The organism is Microbacterium sp. NPDC097977, from assembly GCF_040302605.1.
Taxonomy (GTDB): Bacteria; Actinomycetota; Actinomycetes; order Actinomycetales; family Microbacteriaceae; genus Microbacterium.
Window position 1 is genome coordinate 1 of the sequence record NZ_JBEOUR010000017.1, and the last position, 16,277, is coordinate 16,277.

A 16,277-nucleotide genomic window follows, 5' to 3' on the forward strand; every position below is an offset into this window, starting at 1 on the left:
GTCGCACTCGCCCATGTCGACAAAGACGAAGTCCGAAGCGCGTACAACCGAGCGGACTACATCGAGCGAAGACGCCCGATGAGGTCTCCCGATGGGGCATATGAGACGACGGATCGATGCCAGTTTGCACATGTGGATAACTTGTGGATGGATGCCGCTGAGATCGGGACGGATGTGTGGGAAACGGCCCAACCTGTGGATAACCGCGGATGACACTTCCGGTCGGCTCACCCCGTCCACCCGCGGATTCCTCAGGGATTCCACAACTGACATCCGTGTAGTTCCTTACTCGCGTCTGCTATCCACCGAGTTATCCACAGAATCCACAGGCGTTAACACCGTTAAGGAGTTAATTCATTTCAGGGGCGATCCGATCACCAGACGGTGGGGATAGTTCGGACAGGTCCGGCTTCACGTCCGTCGTAGGAGTACGCCCGACTGTGGGGCTAGCATGGGAAGCCCTGCACCGGCAGGACCGATGACGACACGTCTCAGAACGACGACAAGGGAGCACCCGTGAGGTTTCAGGTCAATCGCGATGTGTTCAGCGAGGCTGTGTCGTTCGTCGTCAAGCTTCTTCCGCAGCGCAACCCGCAGCCGATCCTCGCCGGCGTGCTGATCGAGGCCGACGGCTCGGGACTGACCCTCTCGGCCTTCGACTACGAAGCATCTGCCCGTACGACGATCGAGGCCACGGTCGAGACGCCCGGCACGATCCTCGTCCACGGCCGACTCCTGTCCGACATCGCCAGCCGGCTTCCGAACGCACCGATCGAGATCGCCGTCGAGGACGACGGCGGCATCACGGTGACCTGCGGGTCGGCTCGGTTCACGCTCGCAGCCATGCCCGTCGAGGAATATCCCTCGATCCCCGAGGTCTCGGGCTCCTCGGGAGTCGTTCCCGCCGACGAGTTCGGCACGGCGATCGCACAGGTCGGCTTCGCTGCATCCCGCGACGACGTGACCCCCGTGCTCACCGGTGTCCAGCTCGAGGTGTCGGGTCACACCCTCAGCCTCGTCGCCACGGACCGTTACCGCGTCTCGCTCCGCGACGTCCCGTGGGACGGCGAATCGGTCGAGGCCACCGCACTGGTCCCCGCGCGCACTCTGCTCGAGGTCGGTAAGACCTTCGGACATGCCGGCACGATCCAGATCGCCTTCTCCGGCGCGGGGGACCGAGAGATCATCGCGTTCACCGCCGGGAACAAGACGGTGACGTCGCTGCTCATCAAGGGCAACTTCCCCCCGGTCCGCCGCCTGTTCCCCGAGCAGACCGAGCACTACGCGGTCGTCAACACCGCCGACCTCGTCGAGGCGGTCCGCCGCGTGTCGCTCGTGCTGGACCGCGCCGCCCCGCTGCGCTTCACCTTCGCAGCCGACGGAGTGACCATGGACGCGTCCGGCAGCGAGCATGCCCGTGCATCGGAGTCGGTGGACGCGATCCTGTCTGGGGGCGACGAAGTGACCCTCGGACTCAACCCGCAGTACCTGATCGAGGCGCTCGGCGCCGTCAAGAGCGAGTTCGTGCGCGTCACGTTCACCTCGAGCGACAACGCCAACAAGCTCAGCCCGGTGCTCATCACGAGCCAGACCTCGGTCGACCAGGCAGGGCTCGACTCGTTCAAGTACCTGCTCCAGCCCAACCTGCTGCTGCGCTGATCCCGCGACGAGCACGTCCGGTTCCGCGTCGTCCGGCACGACCTGGGCAGTGTCAGACCCCGAAGGTAGGCTGACAGCGTGATTGTGGAGCACCTGAGTCTGGTCGATTTCCGCAATTACGCGACCGCCGATCTCGCTCTCCACCGCGGTCCCAACGTGCTGGTGGGCAGAAACGGCCAGGGCAAGACGAATCTCGCCGAGGCCGTGGTGTTCCTGGCGACGCTCGGATCCCATCGGGTCTCCTCCGACGCGCCGATGGTGCGGGAAGGACAGGATTTCGCCGTCATCCGCGCTCGTCTCTCGCACGGTGAGCGCAAGGTCCTGGTCGAGGTCCAGCTGAACAAGCAGGGATCCAACAAGGCGCGCATCAACGGGTCTCCGTCCAAGACGAACGAGCTCCCCCGTTACGCCCACGTCGTGCTCTTCGCGCCGGAGGACCTGCAGATCGTGCGCGGAGATCCCTCCGCGCGACGTCGATTCGTGGACCAGCTGCTGATCCAGCGCACTCCGCGCCTCTCATCGGTCCTCGCCGACTACGACCGCGTGCTCAAACAGCGCAACGCGCTGCTGAAATCGGCACGGGCGCGCGGGATCAAGGGCGAGGGGCTCAGCACTCTCGACGTCTGGGACGACAAGCTCGTGTCACTCGGCGCCGAGATCATCTCCGCGCGACAGCGCCTGGCCATCGACCTCCAGCAGCCGGTCGCCGAGGCCTACGCGGCGATCGCCGGAGAGGATCACCGGCCGCGGCTGGAGTGGGCGCTCTCGGTCCGCGGCGCGGATCCCGAGGAGCCCGAGGCCGGAGTGCCCGCCACCGCCGAGAGCTCCGGCGACATCGCCGAGATGTTCCACGCCGCGCTGCTCGCGAAGCGCTCGAACGAGCTCGATCGCGGCCTCACCCTCACCGGTCCGCATCGCGACGACCTGGTGCTCAGCGTGCGCGGTCTCCCCGTCAAGGGCTACGCCTCTCACGGGGAATCCTGGTCCGTGGCCCTCGCCCTGCGTCTCGCGTCGGCCGAGCTGCTGCGCGCCGAGTCGCCGGCCGGAGATCCGGTGCTCATCCTCGACGACGTGTTCGCCGAGCTCGACGCCGATCGCCGTCAGCGCCTCGCCGCCCTCACCGCCGGGTACGAGCAGGTGGTGGTGACCGCCGCCGTCGAGGAGGACATCCCCGAGGTCCTGCACGCGCACGTCGTGAGGATCTCCGCAGGGACCATCAGCGATGAGAGAGAGGCGTCGGATGACTGATCCCGCCGCCGTGCCGGCATCCGAGGCCCCCGAGACGGTCGCCACCTATCTCCGGTTGCGTGGCCTGAAGCCGAGTTCGAAGAACTGGAAGCGCAAGCGCCGGGTGGTCACCGACGACGACAACGCTCCGTTCACGCCCGGTCGCGACCCCGGACCCCTCGGAGCGGTGCTCGACAAGCTGGCTCATGACTCGGGGTGGCAGAAGACCCTGGCGCGCGAGGATCTGGTGCGTCAGTGGGCCGATCTGGCCGGCGCCGACACCGCGAAGCACTCCGAGCCGGTCTCTCTCGAGCGCGGCGTCCTCACGGTGAAGTGCGATTCGACGGCCTGGGCGAAGAACCTGCAGTTCATGCGCGGGACGATCCTCACAGAGATCGGACGGCGGTATCCCGACGCCGGGGTCGAGAACCTCCGCTTCATCGGACCGGACGTACCGTCATGGAAATGGGGTCCCAGAGTCGTTCCAGGACGGGGCCCGCGCGATACCTACGGGTAGGACACCACGAAGGGGGTCCGGACGGCTCAGAGGGCCACACGAGGCCGCTGAGCCGCATATCGGCACGAAAGACCGCTAGACTGGGAGTTCGTGATATCGATGTGGAGAATGCCCTCTGATGACGCCTGAATCCCCCGCTGACGAGACGGAATCCACCACCGGGGAGACCCCCGCCACCGAGAACAACAAGATCTCGCCCAAGGTGAAGCAGCCCGGTGAGTACGGTGCCGACTCCATCCAGATCCTCGAGGGTCTCGAAGCGGTCCGCAAGCGCCCGGGAATGTACATCGGCTCCACGGGACCGCGCGGTCTGCATCACCTCGTCTACGAGATCGTCGACAACTCCGTCGACGAGGCGCTGGCCGGCTACGCCGACACGATCTTCGTGACGCTGCTCGAGGACGGCGGCGTGCGGGTGATCGACAACGGCCGCGGCATCCCCGTCGACCCGCACTCCTCCGACCCGACGAAGTCCACCGTCGAGGTCGTCCTGACGATCCTGCACGCCGGCGGAAAGTTCGGCGGCGGCGCGTACGCGGTCTCCGGCGGTCTGCACGGCGTCGGCTCGTCCGTCGTGAACGCGCTCTCGACCCGATTCGACGTCGAGGTGAAGCAGAAGGGCTTCGTCTGGCGCCACAGCTTCGCCGACGGCGGCGTTCCGCAGCAGAAGCTCGAGAAGGGCGAGGCGTCCGACGAGACCGGAACCAGCATCACGTTCTGGCCCGACGCCGAGATCTTCACCGAGACCACGGACTTCGAGTACGACACGCTGCGTACGCGATTCCAGCAGATGGCGTTCCTGAACAAGGGACTCCGCATCGAGCTGTCCGATGAGCGACCGAAGTCGGCATACGAGGTCGAGGTCGACGGTCAGGCGACGCTCACCCAGCCGAACGACGTGTTCCTGTACGAGCGTGGCCTCGTCGACTACGTGGAGTACCTGAACAAGGCCCGTCACGCCGAGGTCGTCAACGACGAGATCATCGCATTCGAGTCCGAGGACATCTCGCGCAAGATCTCGCTCGAGGTCGCGATGCAGTGGACCACCTCCTACACCGAGAACGTCTTCACCTACGCGAACACGATCAACACCCACGAGGGCGGGACGCACGAAGAGGGCTTCCGCGCGGCACTGACCACGCTCGTGAACAAGTACGCGCGTGCGAACAACCTCCTCAAGGAGAAGGACGACAACCTCTCCGGTGACGACGTGCGCGAGGGACTGACCGCGGTCATCTCGATCAAGCTGGGCGAGCCGCAGTTCGAGGGCCAGACCAAGACCAAGCTCGGCAACACCGAGGCCAAGGCGTTCGTGCAGAAGGTCGTCGGCGATCAGCTCGGCGACTGGTTCGGCCGCAACCCGATCCAGGCCAAGAACATCATCCGCAAGGCGATCGACGCCGCGACCGCACGTCTGGCGGCCCGCAAGGCCCGCGAGACCGCACGCCGCAAGAGCGTCTTCGAATCGGCTGCGATGCCCGACAAGCTCAAGGACTGCACGAGCAAGGACCCGTCGATCAGCGAGATCTTCCTCGTCGAGGGTGACTCCGCCGGCGGCTCGGCCGTGCAGGGTCGCGATCCGCACACGCAGGCGATCCTCGCTCTCCGCGGAAAGATCCTCAACGTCGAGCGCGCGCGCCTCGACAAGGCTCTGGCCAACAAAGAGGTCCAGGCGATGATCCAGGCCTTCGGCACGGGCATCGGCGAGGAGTTCGACATCGAGAAGGCGCGGTATCACAAGATCGTGCTGATGGCGGATGCCGACGTCGACGGTCAGCACATCACCACCCTGCTGCTGACGCTGCTCTTCCGCTACATGCGCGGGCTCATCGAGGCCGGCTTCGTGTACCTCGCGATGCCGCCGCTGTATCGCCTCAAGTGGACGAACCAGCCGCACGAGTACGTGTTCAGCGACGCCGAGCGCGATGCTCTGCTCAAGCACGGCCTCGAGAACGGCAAGCGGATCCCCAAGGATGCCGGCATCCAGCGCTACAAGGGTCTCGGTGAGATGAACCCGAAGGAGCTGTGGGAGACGACGATGGACCACGCGACCCGCACTCTGCAGCAGATCACGATCGAGGATGCCGCGGCAGCCGACGAGATCTTCAGCGTGCTGATGGGCGAGGACGTCGAGTCCCGCCGCGGATTCATCCAGCGCAACGCCAAGGACGTCCGCTTCCTCGACATCTGACGCGCTGACGCGCGCCTGCCTTCGTTCGACACCGACCGGAATCGACAACACACATGACTGACGAAGTACGCCCCGAGCTGGAGCACGATCACGGCAAGATCGACCAGGTCGACCTGCAGTCCGAGATGCAGCGCAGTTATCTCGACTACGCGATGGCCGTCATCGTGGGTCGTGCGCTGCCCGACGTGCGCGACGGCCTGAAGCCCGTGCACCGACGCGTGATCTACGGCATGTACGACGGGGGCTTCCGCCCCGACAAGTCCTTCTCGAAGTGCGCCCGTGTCGTGGGCGAGGTCATGGGCCAGTACCACCCGCACGGCGACTCGGCGATCTACGACGCCCTCGTCCGCCTCGTGCAGCCGTGGTCGCTGCGCTATCCGCTGGCCCTGGGGCAGGGGAACTTCGGTTCGCCCGGCAACATGGGCGCCGCGGCTCCGCGATACACCGAGACGAAGATGGCCCCGCTCGCGCTCGAGATGGTGCGGGACATCGAAGAGGACACGGTCGACTTCACCGACAACTACGACGGTCAGACGCAGGAGCCCACGGTCCTCCCGGCCCGCTTCCCCAATCTGCTGGTCAACGGGTCGGTCGGCATCGCGGTCGGCATGGCGACCAACATCCCCCCGCACAACCTGCGCGAGGTGTCGGCGGCCGCGCTCTGGGCGCTCGACAACCCCGGTCTGCCCCGCGAGGAGCTGCTCGAGGGACTGATCCAGCGCATCCCCGGTCCGGACTTCCCCACCGGTGCGCAGATCCTCGGAACCAAGGGCGTGCAGGAGGCGTACCGCACCGGGCGTGGATCGATCACGATGCGCGCGGTCGTCAACGTCGAGGAGATCCAGGGTCGCACGTGCCTCGTGATCACCGAGCTGCCGTACCAGGTCAACCCCGACAACGTGGCGGTGAAGATCGGCGACCTCGCCCGTGACGGCAAGATCACCGGCATCGCCGACATCCGTGACGAGTCCTCGGACCGTACGGGTCAGCGCCTCGTCGTGGTGCTCAAGCGCGACGCGGTCGCGAAGGTCGTCCTGAACAACCTGTACAAGCACACGCAGCTGCAGGAGAACTTCGGCGCGAACATGCTGGCGATCGTCGACGGCGTTCCCCGCACGCTGGCGATCGACGGCTTCGTGACCAACTGGATCGCGCATCAGCTCGAGGTCATCGTCCGTCGCACCCGCTTCCGCCTGGCCAAGGCCGAGGCGCGCATGCACATCCTGCGCGCGTACCTGAAGGCGCTCGATGCGCTCGACGAGGTCATCGCGCTCATCCGCCGCTCCCCCACGGTCGACGAGGCTCGCACCGGCCTGAAGGCCCTGCTCGACATCGACGACGACCAGGCCGACGCGATCCTGTCGATGCAGCTGCGTCGACTGGCCGCGCTCGAGCGGCAGAAGATCCTCGACGAGGCGGCGGAACTCGAGTCCCTCATCGCCGAGTACAAGGCGATCCTCGCCGACGAGTCGCTGCAGCGCGACATCATCCGCCAGGAGCTGACCGGGATCGTCGACCGTTTCGGTGACGACCGCCGCACGCACATCCTGCACGGATTCGACGGTGACGTGTCGATGGAGGACCTCATCGCCGAAGAGGAGATGGTGGTCACCATCACCCGCGCCGGCTACATCAAGCGCACGCGCAGCGACAACTACCGGTCGCAGCACCGCGGTGGCAAGGGCATCAAGGGCGCACAGCTGCGCGCCGATGACATCGTCGAGCACTTCTTCGTGACGACCACGCACCACTGGCTGCTGTTCTTCACCGACAAGGGTCGCGTGTACCGCTCGAAGACCTACGAGGTCCCCGAGGCCGGGCGCGACGCGAAGGGCACGCATGTCGCGAACCTGCTCGCCCTGCAGCCGGACGAGAACATCGCGCAGGTGCTCGACATCCGCGACTACGCGGTGGCGGACTACCTCGTGCTCGCGACGCGTGACGGTCTGGTCAAGAAGACGAGACTCGACAGCTACGACACCAACCGCCAGGGCGGCGTCATCGCGATCCGTCTGAACGACGAGGACGAGCTCGTCTCGGCCCTCATGGTCAACGCCGAAGACGACATCCTGCTCATCAGCCGTCGAGGGATGTCGGTGCGGTTCAGTGCGACCGACGAGGCTCTGCGCCCCATGGGTCGTGCGACGGCCGGCGTGAAGGGCATGAAGTTCCGCGAGGGCGACAGCCTGCTCTCCGCGTCCGTCGCCGCACCGGGGCACTTCGTGTTCGTGGTCACCGACGGCGGGTACGCGAAGCGCACCGCGATCGAGGAGTACCGCGTCCAGGGACGCGGTGGATTCGGCATCAAGGTCGCCAAACTCAACGACGATCGGGGCACCCTCGCGGGTGGTCTGATGGTGGCGGAGGACGACGAGGTCTTGGTGGTTCTCTCCAGCGGCAAGGTGGTACGCTCTGCCGTGGCCGAGGTGCCGGCGAAGGGCCGAGACACCATGGGAGTGGTGTTCGCCCGTACGACGGAAGCGGACCGGATCCTCGCCATCGCCCGCAACAGCGAGCGCGGCCTCACCGACGACGCCGAAGCGGACGAGGCGGAATCGGACCCCGGTGCCGCCGCCCCCGAGACGACCGAGAACCCTGAGGAAGCAGACGCATGAGCACAGTAGCCGACAAGCTGGCGAAGAAGTCCACGCGCAAGACCGGAGGCAAGCAGGTCCGCCTGCGTCTGGTGTACGTCGATTTCTGGTCGGCTGTGAAGCTCTCGTTCCTGGGAGCAGTCGCGCTCGCGATCGTCACGATGGTGTCGTTCTTCCTGATCTACCTCGTGCTCCAGGCCACCGGGATCCTCGCTCAGGCGGATGACTTCGTCGGCGTCGTCACCGACGAGTCCGTGCGCATCTCCGAGATCGCCGGTCTGCCGCAGGTGATGGCGTTCGCGGCCGTGGTCTCGATCCTGAACCTGATCGTCTTCACCGTCCTCGGCGCTGTCGTGGCCGGTATCTACAACGTCGCCGTGAAGGTGACCGGCGGGCTGCTCGTCGGCTTCATGTCGAACTGACCCCCGGGTTTCTCTGAGGGGCGGATGCGCACAGCATCCGCCCCTCAGTCGTTCCCGGGTGGCGAAGGTAGGGAAAACCCGACATCGGGTGTCCGGCTGCCTCGGTGTCGGCCTCGTCAGCCCCGCCGTACCTTGGAACCATGACGACACAGACTGCCACGCCACCCGAGGTGACGGCCACGAAGCCGCCGCTTCGCCTCTTCCTCTCGATCCTGCATCTGGCCGGGATCGGGGTCATCGGCGGCTTCATCTTCGCGACCCTCTCGGGACTGCTCGGCACGGGCCTCGGTCTGCTCTTCGCGGCCGGAATCGGGGCTGTGCTCCTCGTCGGCCTCGTCTACGCGCTGTTCGGCGTCGGCTGGTTCGAGGTCGCCCGGGTGGGAGCACTGTATCGGACTCCGATCGCACCGCTGCGGTGGCGCCCACGGGACCGTCCCGGTTTCGTCGGGTGGCTGCGTTCCCTGGGACGGCAGTCGATCGACGGCCGGATGTGGCGGGCGCTCGCGAACTTCGCGATCACCGCGGTCCTCGGCTGGATCGTGCTGCGCCTGGCGTGGGGCGTCGTGTGGTCGGTGATCATCTGCTTCGCTCCCCTGACCGCCATCGACGCCGTCATCGGCCCGTTCGGAGGCGGGGGCATCCCCGTCGCGTGGGCACCGGTCGTCGGGATCCTCGGACTGGCCGCCTCACTCGCCGGCATGATCGGTCTCGCCCTGCTGCACCGCGTGCTCGCGCTCTCGATCGTCGTCCGCAGCCGTGAGGCCGAGCTGACCGAAAGGGTGCGAGCCAGCTCCGCCCAGCGCGAGGGAGCGGTTCGTGCGGCCGATGTCGAACGCACCCGCATCGAGCGTGACCTGCATGACGGCGTCCAGCCCCGACTCGTCTCGGTGGGGATGACTCTCGGCCTCGCCCAGCAGAAGATCGATCACGACCCGGATGCTGCCAAGGAGCTCATCGCCGAGGCGCACACGTCGACCAAGGCGGCCATCACCGAGCTGCGACAGCTCGCCCGAGGCATCCACGCCTCGGTTCTCGACGACCGGGGTCTCGACGCCGCGCTGTCCGCGCTCGCGGGACGCTCGCACATCCCGGTGAGTCTCGATGTGCGGATGGACGGGCGCTGCAGCCGTGAGGCCGAGGCCGCGGTGTACTTCTCGATCGCCGAATCGCTCACCAACGCCGCGAAGCACTCCCGCGCCAGCGAGGCCAGGGTCACCGTGCGGCGGCGCGAGGGCGGCATCCTCTGGGCCCGCGTCGAAGACAACGGCATGGGCGGCGCCCAGGTGCAGCCAGGCGGCGGCCTCGACGGCATCGCGAACCGCGTGCTCGCCGCCGGCGGCACCTTCCGCCTGGAGAGTCCCGTCGGCGGGCCGACCAGCCTGGAGGTGAACGTGCCATGCGCATCCTGATCTGCGAGGACTCGGTCCTGCTGCGTGAGGGACTCGTGCGACTGCTCGAAGACGCCGGCCACACCGTCGTCGCGGCCCTGCCCGATGTCGAAGGACTGCAGGACGCGGTGTCCGCGAGCGACCCCGAGCTCTGCATCCTCGACGTGCGCCTTCCTCCCACGTTCACCGATGAGGGCATCAGAGCCGCTCTCGGGCTGCGCGCGACGAATCCTGCGCTCCCGCTCCTCGTGTTGTCGCAGTATGTGGAGGAGCGCTACGCCTCCGACCTCATCGCCGCGCAGGGCGGTCCGCTCGGCTACCTGCTCAAGGATCGCGTCGCGGACGTCTCGGAGTTCCTCGCCTCCGTCCAGCGGATCTCCGAGGGTGCGACCGTGCTCGACCCCGAGGTCGTGGCCCAGCTGCTCACCCGTCGCAATCGGGACGACCGGATGCAGCGGCTCACCGAACGCGAGCGCACCGTGCTGGCGCTGATCGCGGAGGGCAAGTCGAACCAGGCGATCGCCGGTCTGCTCTTCCTCTCCGAGGCCAGCGTCGAGAAGCACATCACCGCGATCTTCCAGAAACTGGGCTTCGAGCAGGGCGAGTCGGGCAACCGACGCGTGCTGGCGGCGCTCGCGCACATCGAGAACACCGGCGGTACGACGCCGACAGGACAGACAGGAGCGGGACGATGACGACCAACGACGACCACCGGGGCGGCCACACGCCCCTGACGCCGCCGCCGGCGGCTCCCGAGACGACCACAGCCGCCCCCGCTTCGTCGGAGCAGCAGTCCCCCGCACCACGCACGGATCACGGCCGCACTCCGGGGGCGACAGTGGTCCTGGTCGTCACGGCCGTGGTCGGCGGCATCGCGCTGCTCGTCTCGGGTGGCACGGCGGCCGTCGCCGGCACCCGGGGTCTGCTCTCGTCGTCGTCGACCGACGCGGGAGACGCGGTGCAGACCGCGGAGGTGACCGGGCTGCAGGGGATCGATCTGGATGTGGACGCGGGGAACATGCGCGTCGAGTTCGGCGATGTCGATGAGGCACGGCTCTCGATCACCAACAGCCGTGGACCGGCGTGGTCCCTCGAGCGCGAGGGAGACGAACTGGTCGTGCACTCGCCGGACTTCGAGTTCGGATGGTGGTTCGGCAGCTGGTTCGGTGACGACCAGTCGGCGGTGCTGACGCTGCCGGACAGTCTGCGCGACGCCGCCCTGGATGCGGACATGACCCTCGATGCCGGCAGTCTCGACGTGGTCGGGGACTTCGGGGAACTCGACATCACCGTGAACGCGGGGGCGCTCGATGTCGAGGGGTCTGTGAGCGCTCTGAGCATCGACATGAGCGCCGGCCGCGCCGACGCCCTGCTCGACGGTGTCGACAGCGCGACGCTCAGCGTCTCGGCGGGGGACCTCAACATCGATCTGACCGGACGGGCGCCCTCCACGACGACGATCGACGTGAGCGCGGGCTCGGTCGATCTCACCGTGCCGGACGAGGCGTACGCGATCACGCAGGAGGTCAGCGCGGGGTCCCTCGACGCCAAGGTCGAGCAGTCCGCCGCCGCCCGGCGATCGATCGATGTGTCTCTCGCGGCGGGAAGCGTCACGATCCGTCCCGGTCGATGATCCTCGTCGAGGGCGGGGGTTCGACGGTCCCCCGCCCTCGATTGGGTAAATCCGGAAATCTCCGGTAAAGTTTCGGAGGTTGACGGGCCCATAGCTCAGGCGGTTAGAGCGCTTCACTGATAATGAAGAGGTCCCAGGTTCAAGTCCTGGTGGGCCCACTCATCAACTCAAGAAATCCCTCACGGGGCCTTAGCTCAGTTGGTAGAGCGCCTGCTTTGCAAGCAGGATGTCAGGAGTTCGAATCTCCTAGGCTCCACACTGTGTTGAGACAGTTCGAGAAGGCCCCGCCATGTGCGGGGCCTTCTCGTTTCCCGCCCTCCACAGGTGTTAACAACCCTGTTAACAACTACGGCCGCGCCACAGCCCACGACCCGACGGACCCTTCTTCCATGTCTTCGCAAGGATCGCAACCCCCCTTCTCAGCTCCGCGACTCGGGCGTAACGTGCCGGTCATGGGTGAGGAGAAGTCCACTATGGTCCAGACCGAGATCACGTTCGACGGGACGAGCTTCCTGCTGTCCCAAGACCAGGACGTGGGAGAGCTTCGTCACCGCATCGAGGAGGCGACACGAGGCACCGGCACGTTCGTCGACCTCGTCGTGGTCGGCAACAGGTCGGTGAGCGTGCTGATCACCCCACGGAGCCATGTCACCATCAGCGTCGCGACGGTCGCGTACGACTCGCGCGACACCGGCGACCTCGACTATCCCTACGGCGGGTACTACGACGTCATCTGAGACCGTCCGACGGTTCAGAGTCGCGGCCCGCGGATCATCCGCACCGGACCTCTCGCCTGGCGGATGTCGACGGTCTCGCCCTTCTGCGTGACCACGATCTCGTCGCCGTCCGCGAGGGTGCTCGCGATGCGCCGCACCTCCGGCATCAGCGCTCGCCAGGATTCTCCGCCGATCGCGCGGGCCACATCGCTCGGGCAGATCGACGAGCCGTCGCGTGTGCGCGTGAGAGCACGGATGGTCGCCGCGATCCTCTCGTCGAACGCCTCCCCTCCACGCTCGTCCCACCAGGGCGCTCCGCGCTCTCCCAGAGCGGTCTTCGCATCCTGCACGCGTCGTCGGGCATCGGACTCCGCACCTCTGACCGCGCGCCGCGCCACCATGAGCTCATCCACCAGCTCCTGCCGGAAGGAGTCGGGGATCGACGGATCCGTCGCCCGCCAGCGTCGTCCGTCGATGATCACATGGTGACCGTCGGGAGTGCGCTCGGGGCCGCCGTCGCCCGTGTCGTCCTTCGTCGTGGAATGCGCGCCGCCGTCAGATGCCATGTCCGGCAGTCTGCCCTCGTGGTGCGACACGCGACAGGGGCTTGACCGCCCCGGGATGGGTCCGTCGGGCGATCCCGTGTCAGCCGACCGGAGTGAGCCCGTGAGGGGCGACGTTCAGGCGCTCGCATCCGTCTGCCGTCACCACGACGATGTCCTCGATGCGTGCGCCCCAGTGCCCGGCGAAGTAGATGCCGGGTTCGATGCTGAAGGCCATGCCCTCGCGAAGGACGAGGTGATTGCCGGGCGCGATGTAGGGCTCCTCGTGCACCGAGACGCCGATTCCGTGACCCGTGCGATGCAGGAACGCGTCGGCGAGACCCGCGTCGGCCAGGACGCTGCGCGCCGCGGCATCCACGTCGTGCGCGGTCGCCCCGGGGCGCACGGCGTCGACGGCGGCCTGCTGGGCGCGCACCAGCGCGTCGATCCGCTCCGCCGCGTCGGGGGCGGGGGTTCCGACGACGTAGGTGCGCGTGCTGTCGGAGTTGTAGCCGCTGGGCACCGCTCCCCCGATGTCGACGACGACGACGTCTCCGTCCTGGATGACGCGGTCCGAGACCTCATGGTGCGGGTCGGCGCCGTTCGGACCGGATCCCACGATGACGAACTCCACCGTGCGGTGTCCCTCGGCGACGATGGCGTCGGCGATGTCGGCCGCCACCTCGCGCTCGGTGCGGCCGGCACGCAGCCACTCGTGCACCCGTCTGTGCACGGCGTCGATCGCCGCCCCGGCTCTGCGCAGCTCCGCCACCTCGTCGGCGTCCTTGACCATGCGGCCCTCGCGCAGCACCGGCGTCGCGAGCTCGATGTCCACGCCGAGTCTCCGCGCCAGAGGCACCACGTGCAGCGCCGGAAGCGCATCGGAGACGCCGACCCTGGACACCTCCCCGAGGGCGGCGGCGACGAGTTCGTACGGATCCTCGCCATCGACCCAGTCGGCGATCGCGAGACCGAGATCACCCACGGCAGTGCTGCGCACCTTCGCCAGTTCCATCCGAGGGACGACGACCGTCGTAGCCGTGCCGGGGCCGAGGATCAGCGCGGTGAGGCGCTCGATCGTGTCGCCCTCGACACCCACGAGGTACTCGAGGTCTGGGCCCGGGCCCACGACGATCCCGTCGAGACCCGCCTCGGCGGCCAGGGCCGACGCCCGATCGAGTCGGGCGGCGTAGACGGATGCGGGGAAGAACGGCAGTGTGCTCACGGCATCCACGCTACTGCGCGCACACCCCGCCACGCCTGCGGACTCAGCTGACGGCGAGACGGATGCGTTCGCTCAGCACCTTGCGGTTGCCCGCCGACAGGTCGAGCAGCGCATATGCCGTGGGCCACATGGTGCCGTCGTCGAGGTTCGAGATCGGCTCGAAGCCGAAGGTGCCGTAGCGGGCCTTGAACTTGCTCGCGGGCTGGAAGAAGCACAGCACCTTGCCGTCCTTCCCCCACGCGGGCATGCCGTAGTAGGTGCGAGGCACCAGTTCGGGCGCGACCTCGCTGACGAGATCGTGCAACGCCGCAGACAGCGTGCGGTCGTCCGCGTCGGGCAGCTTGGCGATGGCTGCCTCGAGATCGGCCAGTCCCTCTGCCCGCACGTCCTCCGGGGTCTTCTTGGAGCGCGAGCGGGATCTGCGCTTGTCGGCTGCCGCCTCCTTCATGGCCTCGCGCTCCTCCGCGCTGAAGTTCTTCTCGTCGTCCGCCATGATCGATCCTTCCCTCGGGTGTCGCGTGATGGCTTCAGACTACGGATCGGGCCGGCGCGGTGCTTCTCGATTCCTGATCGATGTGCCGCGGCATCCGTGCATCGGACACATACGGCGACCTCTGCGTCGGCGCGAACTATGGTGTTCTCATGGACATGCGGGTCGCGGCATACGCGGTCGTCACCGATGACGACGGGCGCATACTCCTGGCGCGCTGGATCGAGGGACGGCGGGTCGCCTGGACCATGCCGGGTGGCGGACTGGAGCCCGGCGAGGCTCCGGAAGACGCGGTGCGCCGCGAGCTTCGGGAGGAGACGGGGTACACCGTCAAGGTCGGCGAACTGCTCGGGATCCACTCGCGGGTGATTCCGGCGACTCAGCGCGTGACGCCGTCGGATCAGCCCCTGCACACCCTGCGCATCGTCTACCGGGCGACGGTGCGCGGTGGACGGCTGCGGTTCGAGACGGAGGGGTCCACCGACATGGCGGAGTGGTTCCCCCGCAGAGCGGTGGCGGGGCTGCAGCGCGTCAAACTGGTCGACATCGCCCTGCGGATGGCGGGCATCCTCTGAGTCAGGCGCGCGGTTCCTCGGGGACCGAGATGTCTGCGACCGTGGCGTCGTATGCCGCGATCAGGTCGTCGGCGTCGACGAAGAGGCTGTACCCGTGGGCGCCGGCACCCATCGCGATGCGCTGACCCACGATGGACTCGTCGGCGAAGACCGGCCACGCGGTCGTGCTGCCGATCGGCACGATGGTGCCTCGTTCATAGCCCGTCGCCGCCAGAGCGAGATCCGGTTCCGGCAGACGGAGCTTGTTGACGCCGACCACGGCACGCAGCTTCGGCCACGAGATCGAGCGCCCGCCCGGGACGAGGGCGAAGAGGTAGGTGTCGTCGGACCGCTTGACGACCAGTGTCTTGACGATGCCGGAGGCGGGGATGCCGAGGAGCTCCGCTGCCTCGTAGAGGCTCCCGGCGGCCGGACGTTCGAGGATCTCGATATCGAGGCCTCGTGACGCGGCGGCCTCCCGCACCCGTGCATGAAGATCCGCCGGCTCGGAAGCCGGCGGATCCGTCGGTGATGTCACGCGTCGGGTGCGGAGAGCGGGTCGTCTGCGACCCAGAGCTCGTCATCCGCGCGAAGCGCCTGCCAGGCGGCGTACAGCACGCCGGCCGCAGCTGCGGCACCGAGGATGATCGCGATGATCGACCCGGCGCTGGGGCCCTTCGGCTCGGGCTTCGTCGCCTTGCGGACCTTCTTCACGACGCCTTCGCGCTTGGAGTTCGCGACGTCCCATGCGGTGAGCGCAGTGCCCACGACGCCACCGACGATCGGGACGACCTTGTCGTCGACGACGTGATGACCGAAACGGACTCCGCGATCGACGACCGGCGCCACGCGACGGTTGTAGGTGTCCTGCACGACGGGTCCGACCTGCTCGCGGCCGAAGTGGCCGAGCTGGCGTCCGGCCTCACGCGCGACGTCGGCCGCATGGCCGACCAGGACCTGCTGGTTCTCCCAGAGCTGGTTCGCGTCGGACTGAAGACGACGCAGCTCCTTCTTCCGCTTGCGGCTGATGCTCACGATGCTCTCCTGTCGATTGGAGTACGGGTTCCCCATCTTGCCACGCGACCCTGGATGGGGGGAGGGAATCGCCGAACCCTTGCA

The 16,277-nt window shown here is 67.5% G+C and carries 16 protein-coding genes and 2 tRNA genes; 13 read left to right on the forward strand and 5 right to left on the reverse strand.

Annotated features, from left to right (window positions below; all coding sequences use genetic code 11):
- The first annotated feature begins 516 nt into the window (after window positions 1-516).
- The 12 genes from dnaN (at window position 517) to ABTZ43_RS06135 (ending at window position 12,368) form a co-directional block, all read left to right on the forward strand.
- Window positions 517-1,659, forward strand: coding sequence for a DNA polymerase III subunit beta (gene dnaN / locus ABTZ43_RS06080; protein ID WP_056414426.1), 1,143 nt, complete (start codon window positions 517-519; stop codon window positions 1,657-1,659).
- A 78-nt stretch (window positions 1,660-1,737) separates the two neighbouring features.
- Window positions 1,738-2,907, forward strand: a complete 1,170-nt coding sequence (gene recF, locus ABTZ43_RS06085) for a DNA replication/repair protein RecF (protein WP_253385043.1) — start codon at window positions 1,738-1,740, stop codon at window positions 2,905-2,907.
- Complete coding sequence (locus ABTZ43_RS06090) at window positions 2,900-3,403, forward strand: DciA family protein (RefSeq protein ID WP_056414419.1); 504 nt, start codon at window positions 2,900-2,902, stop codon at window positions 3,401-3,403. The genes recF and ABTZ43_RS06090 overlap by 8 nt, the downstream gene beginning before the upstream one ends.
- A gap of 118 nt (window positions 3,404-3,521) precedes the next feature.
- Window positions 3,522-5,594, forward strand: a complete 2,073-nt coding sequence (gene gyrB / locus ABTZ43_RS06095; protein WP_350538183.1) for a DNA topoisomerase (ATP-hydrolyzing) subunit B — start codon at window positions 3,522-3,524, stop codon at window positions 5,592-5,594.
- 53 nt (window positions 5,595-5,647) lie between these two features.
- Window positions 5,648-8,209, forward strand: a complete 2,562-nt coding sequence (gene gyrA / locus ABTZ43_RS06100) for a DNA gyrase subunit A (RefSeq protein WP_350538184.1) — start codon at window positions 5,648-5,650, stop codon at window positions 8,207-8,209.
- The gene (locus tag ABTZ43_RS06105) at window positions 8,206-8,610 is read left to right on the forward strand and encodes a DUF3566 domain-containing protein (protein ID WP_056414409.1); all 405 of its coding nucleotides are present in this window, start codon (window positions 8,206-8,208) and stop codon (window positions 8,608-8,610) included. The genes gyrA and ABTZ43_RS06105 overlap by 4 nt, the downstream gene beginning before the upstream one ends.
- Before the next feature lie 140 nt (window positions 8,611-8,750).
- Window positions 8,751-10,019 carry a sensor histidine kinase gene (locus tag ABTZ43_RS06110; RefSeq protein ID WP_350538185.1) on the forward strand — a complete coding sequence of 423 codons (1,269 nt, stop codon included), beginning with the start codon at window positions 8,751-8,753 and terminating at the stop codon, window positions 10,017-10,019.
- Complete coding sequence (locus ABTZ43_RS06115; protein WP_253385052.1) at window positions 10,007-10,693, forward strand: LuxR C-terminal-related transcriptional regulator; 687 nt, start codon at window positions 10,007-10,009, stop codon at window positions 10,691-10,693. The genes ABTZ43_RS06110 and ABTZ43_RS06115 overlap by 13 nt, the downstream gene beginning before the upstream one ends.
- Window positions 10,690-11,631, forward strand: coding sequence for a DUF4097 family beta strand repeat-containing protein (locus ABTZ43_RS06120; RefSeq protein ID WP_350538186.1), 942 nt, complete (start codon window positions 10,690-10,692; stop codon window positions 11,629-11,631). The genes ABTZ43_RS06115 and ABTZ43_RS06120 overlap by 4 nt, the downstream gene beginning before the upstream one ends.
- 84 nt (window positions 11,632-11,715) lie before the next feature.
- A tRNA-Ile gene (locus ABTZ43_RS06125) sits at window positions 11,716-11,789 on the forward strand.
- 25 nt (window positions 11,790-11,814) lie between these two features.
- A tRNA-Ala gene (locus tag ABTZ43_RS06130) sits at window positions 11,815-11,887 on the forward strand.
- Between the two features lie 217 nt (window positions 11,888-12,104).
- The gene (locus tag ABTZ43_RS06135; protein ID WP_082539268.1) at window positions 12,105-12,368 is read left to right on the forward strand and encodes a hypothetical protein; all 264 of its coding nucleotides are present in this window, start codon (window positions 12,105-12,107) and stop codon (window positions 12,366-12,368) included.
- A 14-nt stretch (window positions 12,369-12,382) separates the two neighbouring features.
- Here the strand turns inward: ABTZ43_RS06135 and ABTZ43_RS06140 are convergent, their stop codons facing one another.
- From ABTZ43_RS06140 to ABTZ43_RS06150, 3 genes are all read right to left on the reverse strand, one after another.
- Window positions 12,383-12,913, reverse strand: a complete 531-nt coding sequence (locus tag ABTZ43_RS06140) for a DUF3253 domain-containing protein (RefSeq protein WP_350538187.1) — start codon at window positions 12,911-12,913, stop codon at window positions 12,383-12,385.
- A 79-nt stretch (window positions 12,914-12,992) separates the two neighbouring features.
- Entirely contained in the window at window positions 12,993-14,114 is a 1,122-nt protein-coding gene (locus ABTZ43_RS06145; RefSeq protein ID WP_350538188.1) for a M24 family metallopeptidase, read from the reverse strand.
- Window positions 14,115-14,157: 43 nt separating this feature from the next.
- Window positions 14,158-14,607 carry a DUF1801 domain-containing protein gene (locus ABTZ43_RS06150; protein WP_056414398.1) on the reverse strand — a complete coding sequence of 150 codons (450 nt, stop codon included), beginning with the start codon at window positions 14,605-14,607 and terminating at the stop codon, window positions 14,158-14,160.
- A gap of 149 nt (window positions 14,608-14,756) precedes the next feature.
- On the opposite strand from ABTZ43_RS06150, the gene ABTZ43_RS06155 reads away from it, so the two are divergent.
- Entirely contained in the window at window positions 14,757-15,179 is a 423-nt protein-coding gene (locus tag ABTZ43_RS06155) for an NUDIX hydrolase (protein WP_350538189.1), read from the forward strand.
- Window position 15,180: 1 nt separating this feature from the next.
- On the opposite strand, the gene ABTZ43_RS06160 is transcribed toward ABTZ43_RS06155, so the two are convergent.
- Window positions 15,181-15,642, reverse strand: coding sequence for an aminoacyl-tRNA deacylase (locus ABTZ43_RS06160; RefSeq protein ID WP_188042322.1), 462 nt, complete (start codon window positions 15,640-15,642; stop codon window positions 15,181-15,183).
- 50 nt (window positions 15,643-15,692) lie between these two features.
- Window positions 15,693-16,193 (reverse strand): hypothetical protein, encoded by a 501-nt coding sequence (locus tag ABTZ43_RS06165; RefSeq protein ID WP_056419116.1) that lies wholly within the window; start codon window positions 16,191-16,193, stop codon window positions 15,693-15,695.
- Window positions 16,194-16,277: the final 84 nt, after the last annotated feature.

Coding starts and splice junctions, on each gene's coding strand:
- gyrA (WP_350538184.1), top strand. CDS start 5,648: ATGACTGACGAAGTACGCCCCGAGCTGGAGCACGATCACGGCAAGATC.
- ABTZ43_RS06150 (WP_056414398.1), bottom strand. CDS start 14,607: ATGGCGGACGACGAGAAGAACTTCAGCGCGGAGGAGCGCGAGGCCATG.
- ABTZ43_RS06110 (WP_350538185.1), top strand. CDS start 8,751: ATGACGACACAGACTGCCACGCCACCCGAGGTGACGGCCACGAAGCCG.
- ABTZ43_RS06140 (WP_350538187.1), bottom strand. CDS start 12,913: ATGGCATCTGACGGCGGCGCGCATTCCACGACGAAGGACGACACGGGC.
- gyrB (WP_350538183.1), top strand. CDS start 3,522: ATGACGCCTGAATCCCCCGCTGACGAGACGGAATCCACCACCGGGGAG.
- ABTZ43_RS06115 (WP_253385052.1), top strand. CDS start 10,007: ATGCGCATCCTGATCTGCGAGGACTCGGTCCTGCTGCGTGAGGGACTC.
- ABTZ43_RS06105 (WP_056414409.1), top strand. CDS start 8,206: ATGAGCACAGTAGCCGACAAGCTGGCGAAGAAGTCCACGCGCAAGACC.
- ABTZ43_RS06135 (WP_082539268.1), top strand. CDS start 12,105: ATGGTCCAGACCGAGATCACGTTCGACGGGACGAGCTTCCTGCTGTCC.
- ABTZ43_RS06120 (WP_350538186.1), top strand. CDS start 10,690: ATGACGACCAACGACGACCACCGGGGCGGCCACACGCCCCTGACGCCG.
- ABTZ43_RS06090 (WP_056414419.1), top strand. CDS start 2,900: ATGACTGATCCCGCCGCCGTGCCGGCATCCGAGGCCCCCGAGACGGTC.
- ABTZ43_RS06155 (WP_350538189.1), top strand. CDS start 14,757: ATGGACATGCGGGTCGCGGCATACGCGGTCGTCACCGATGACGACGGG.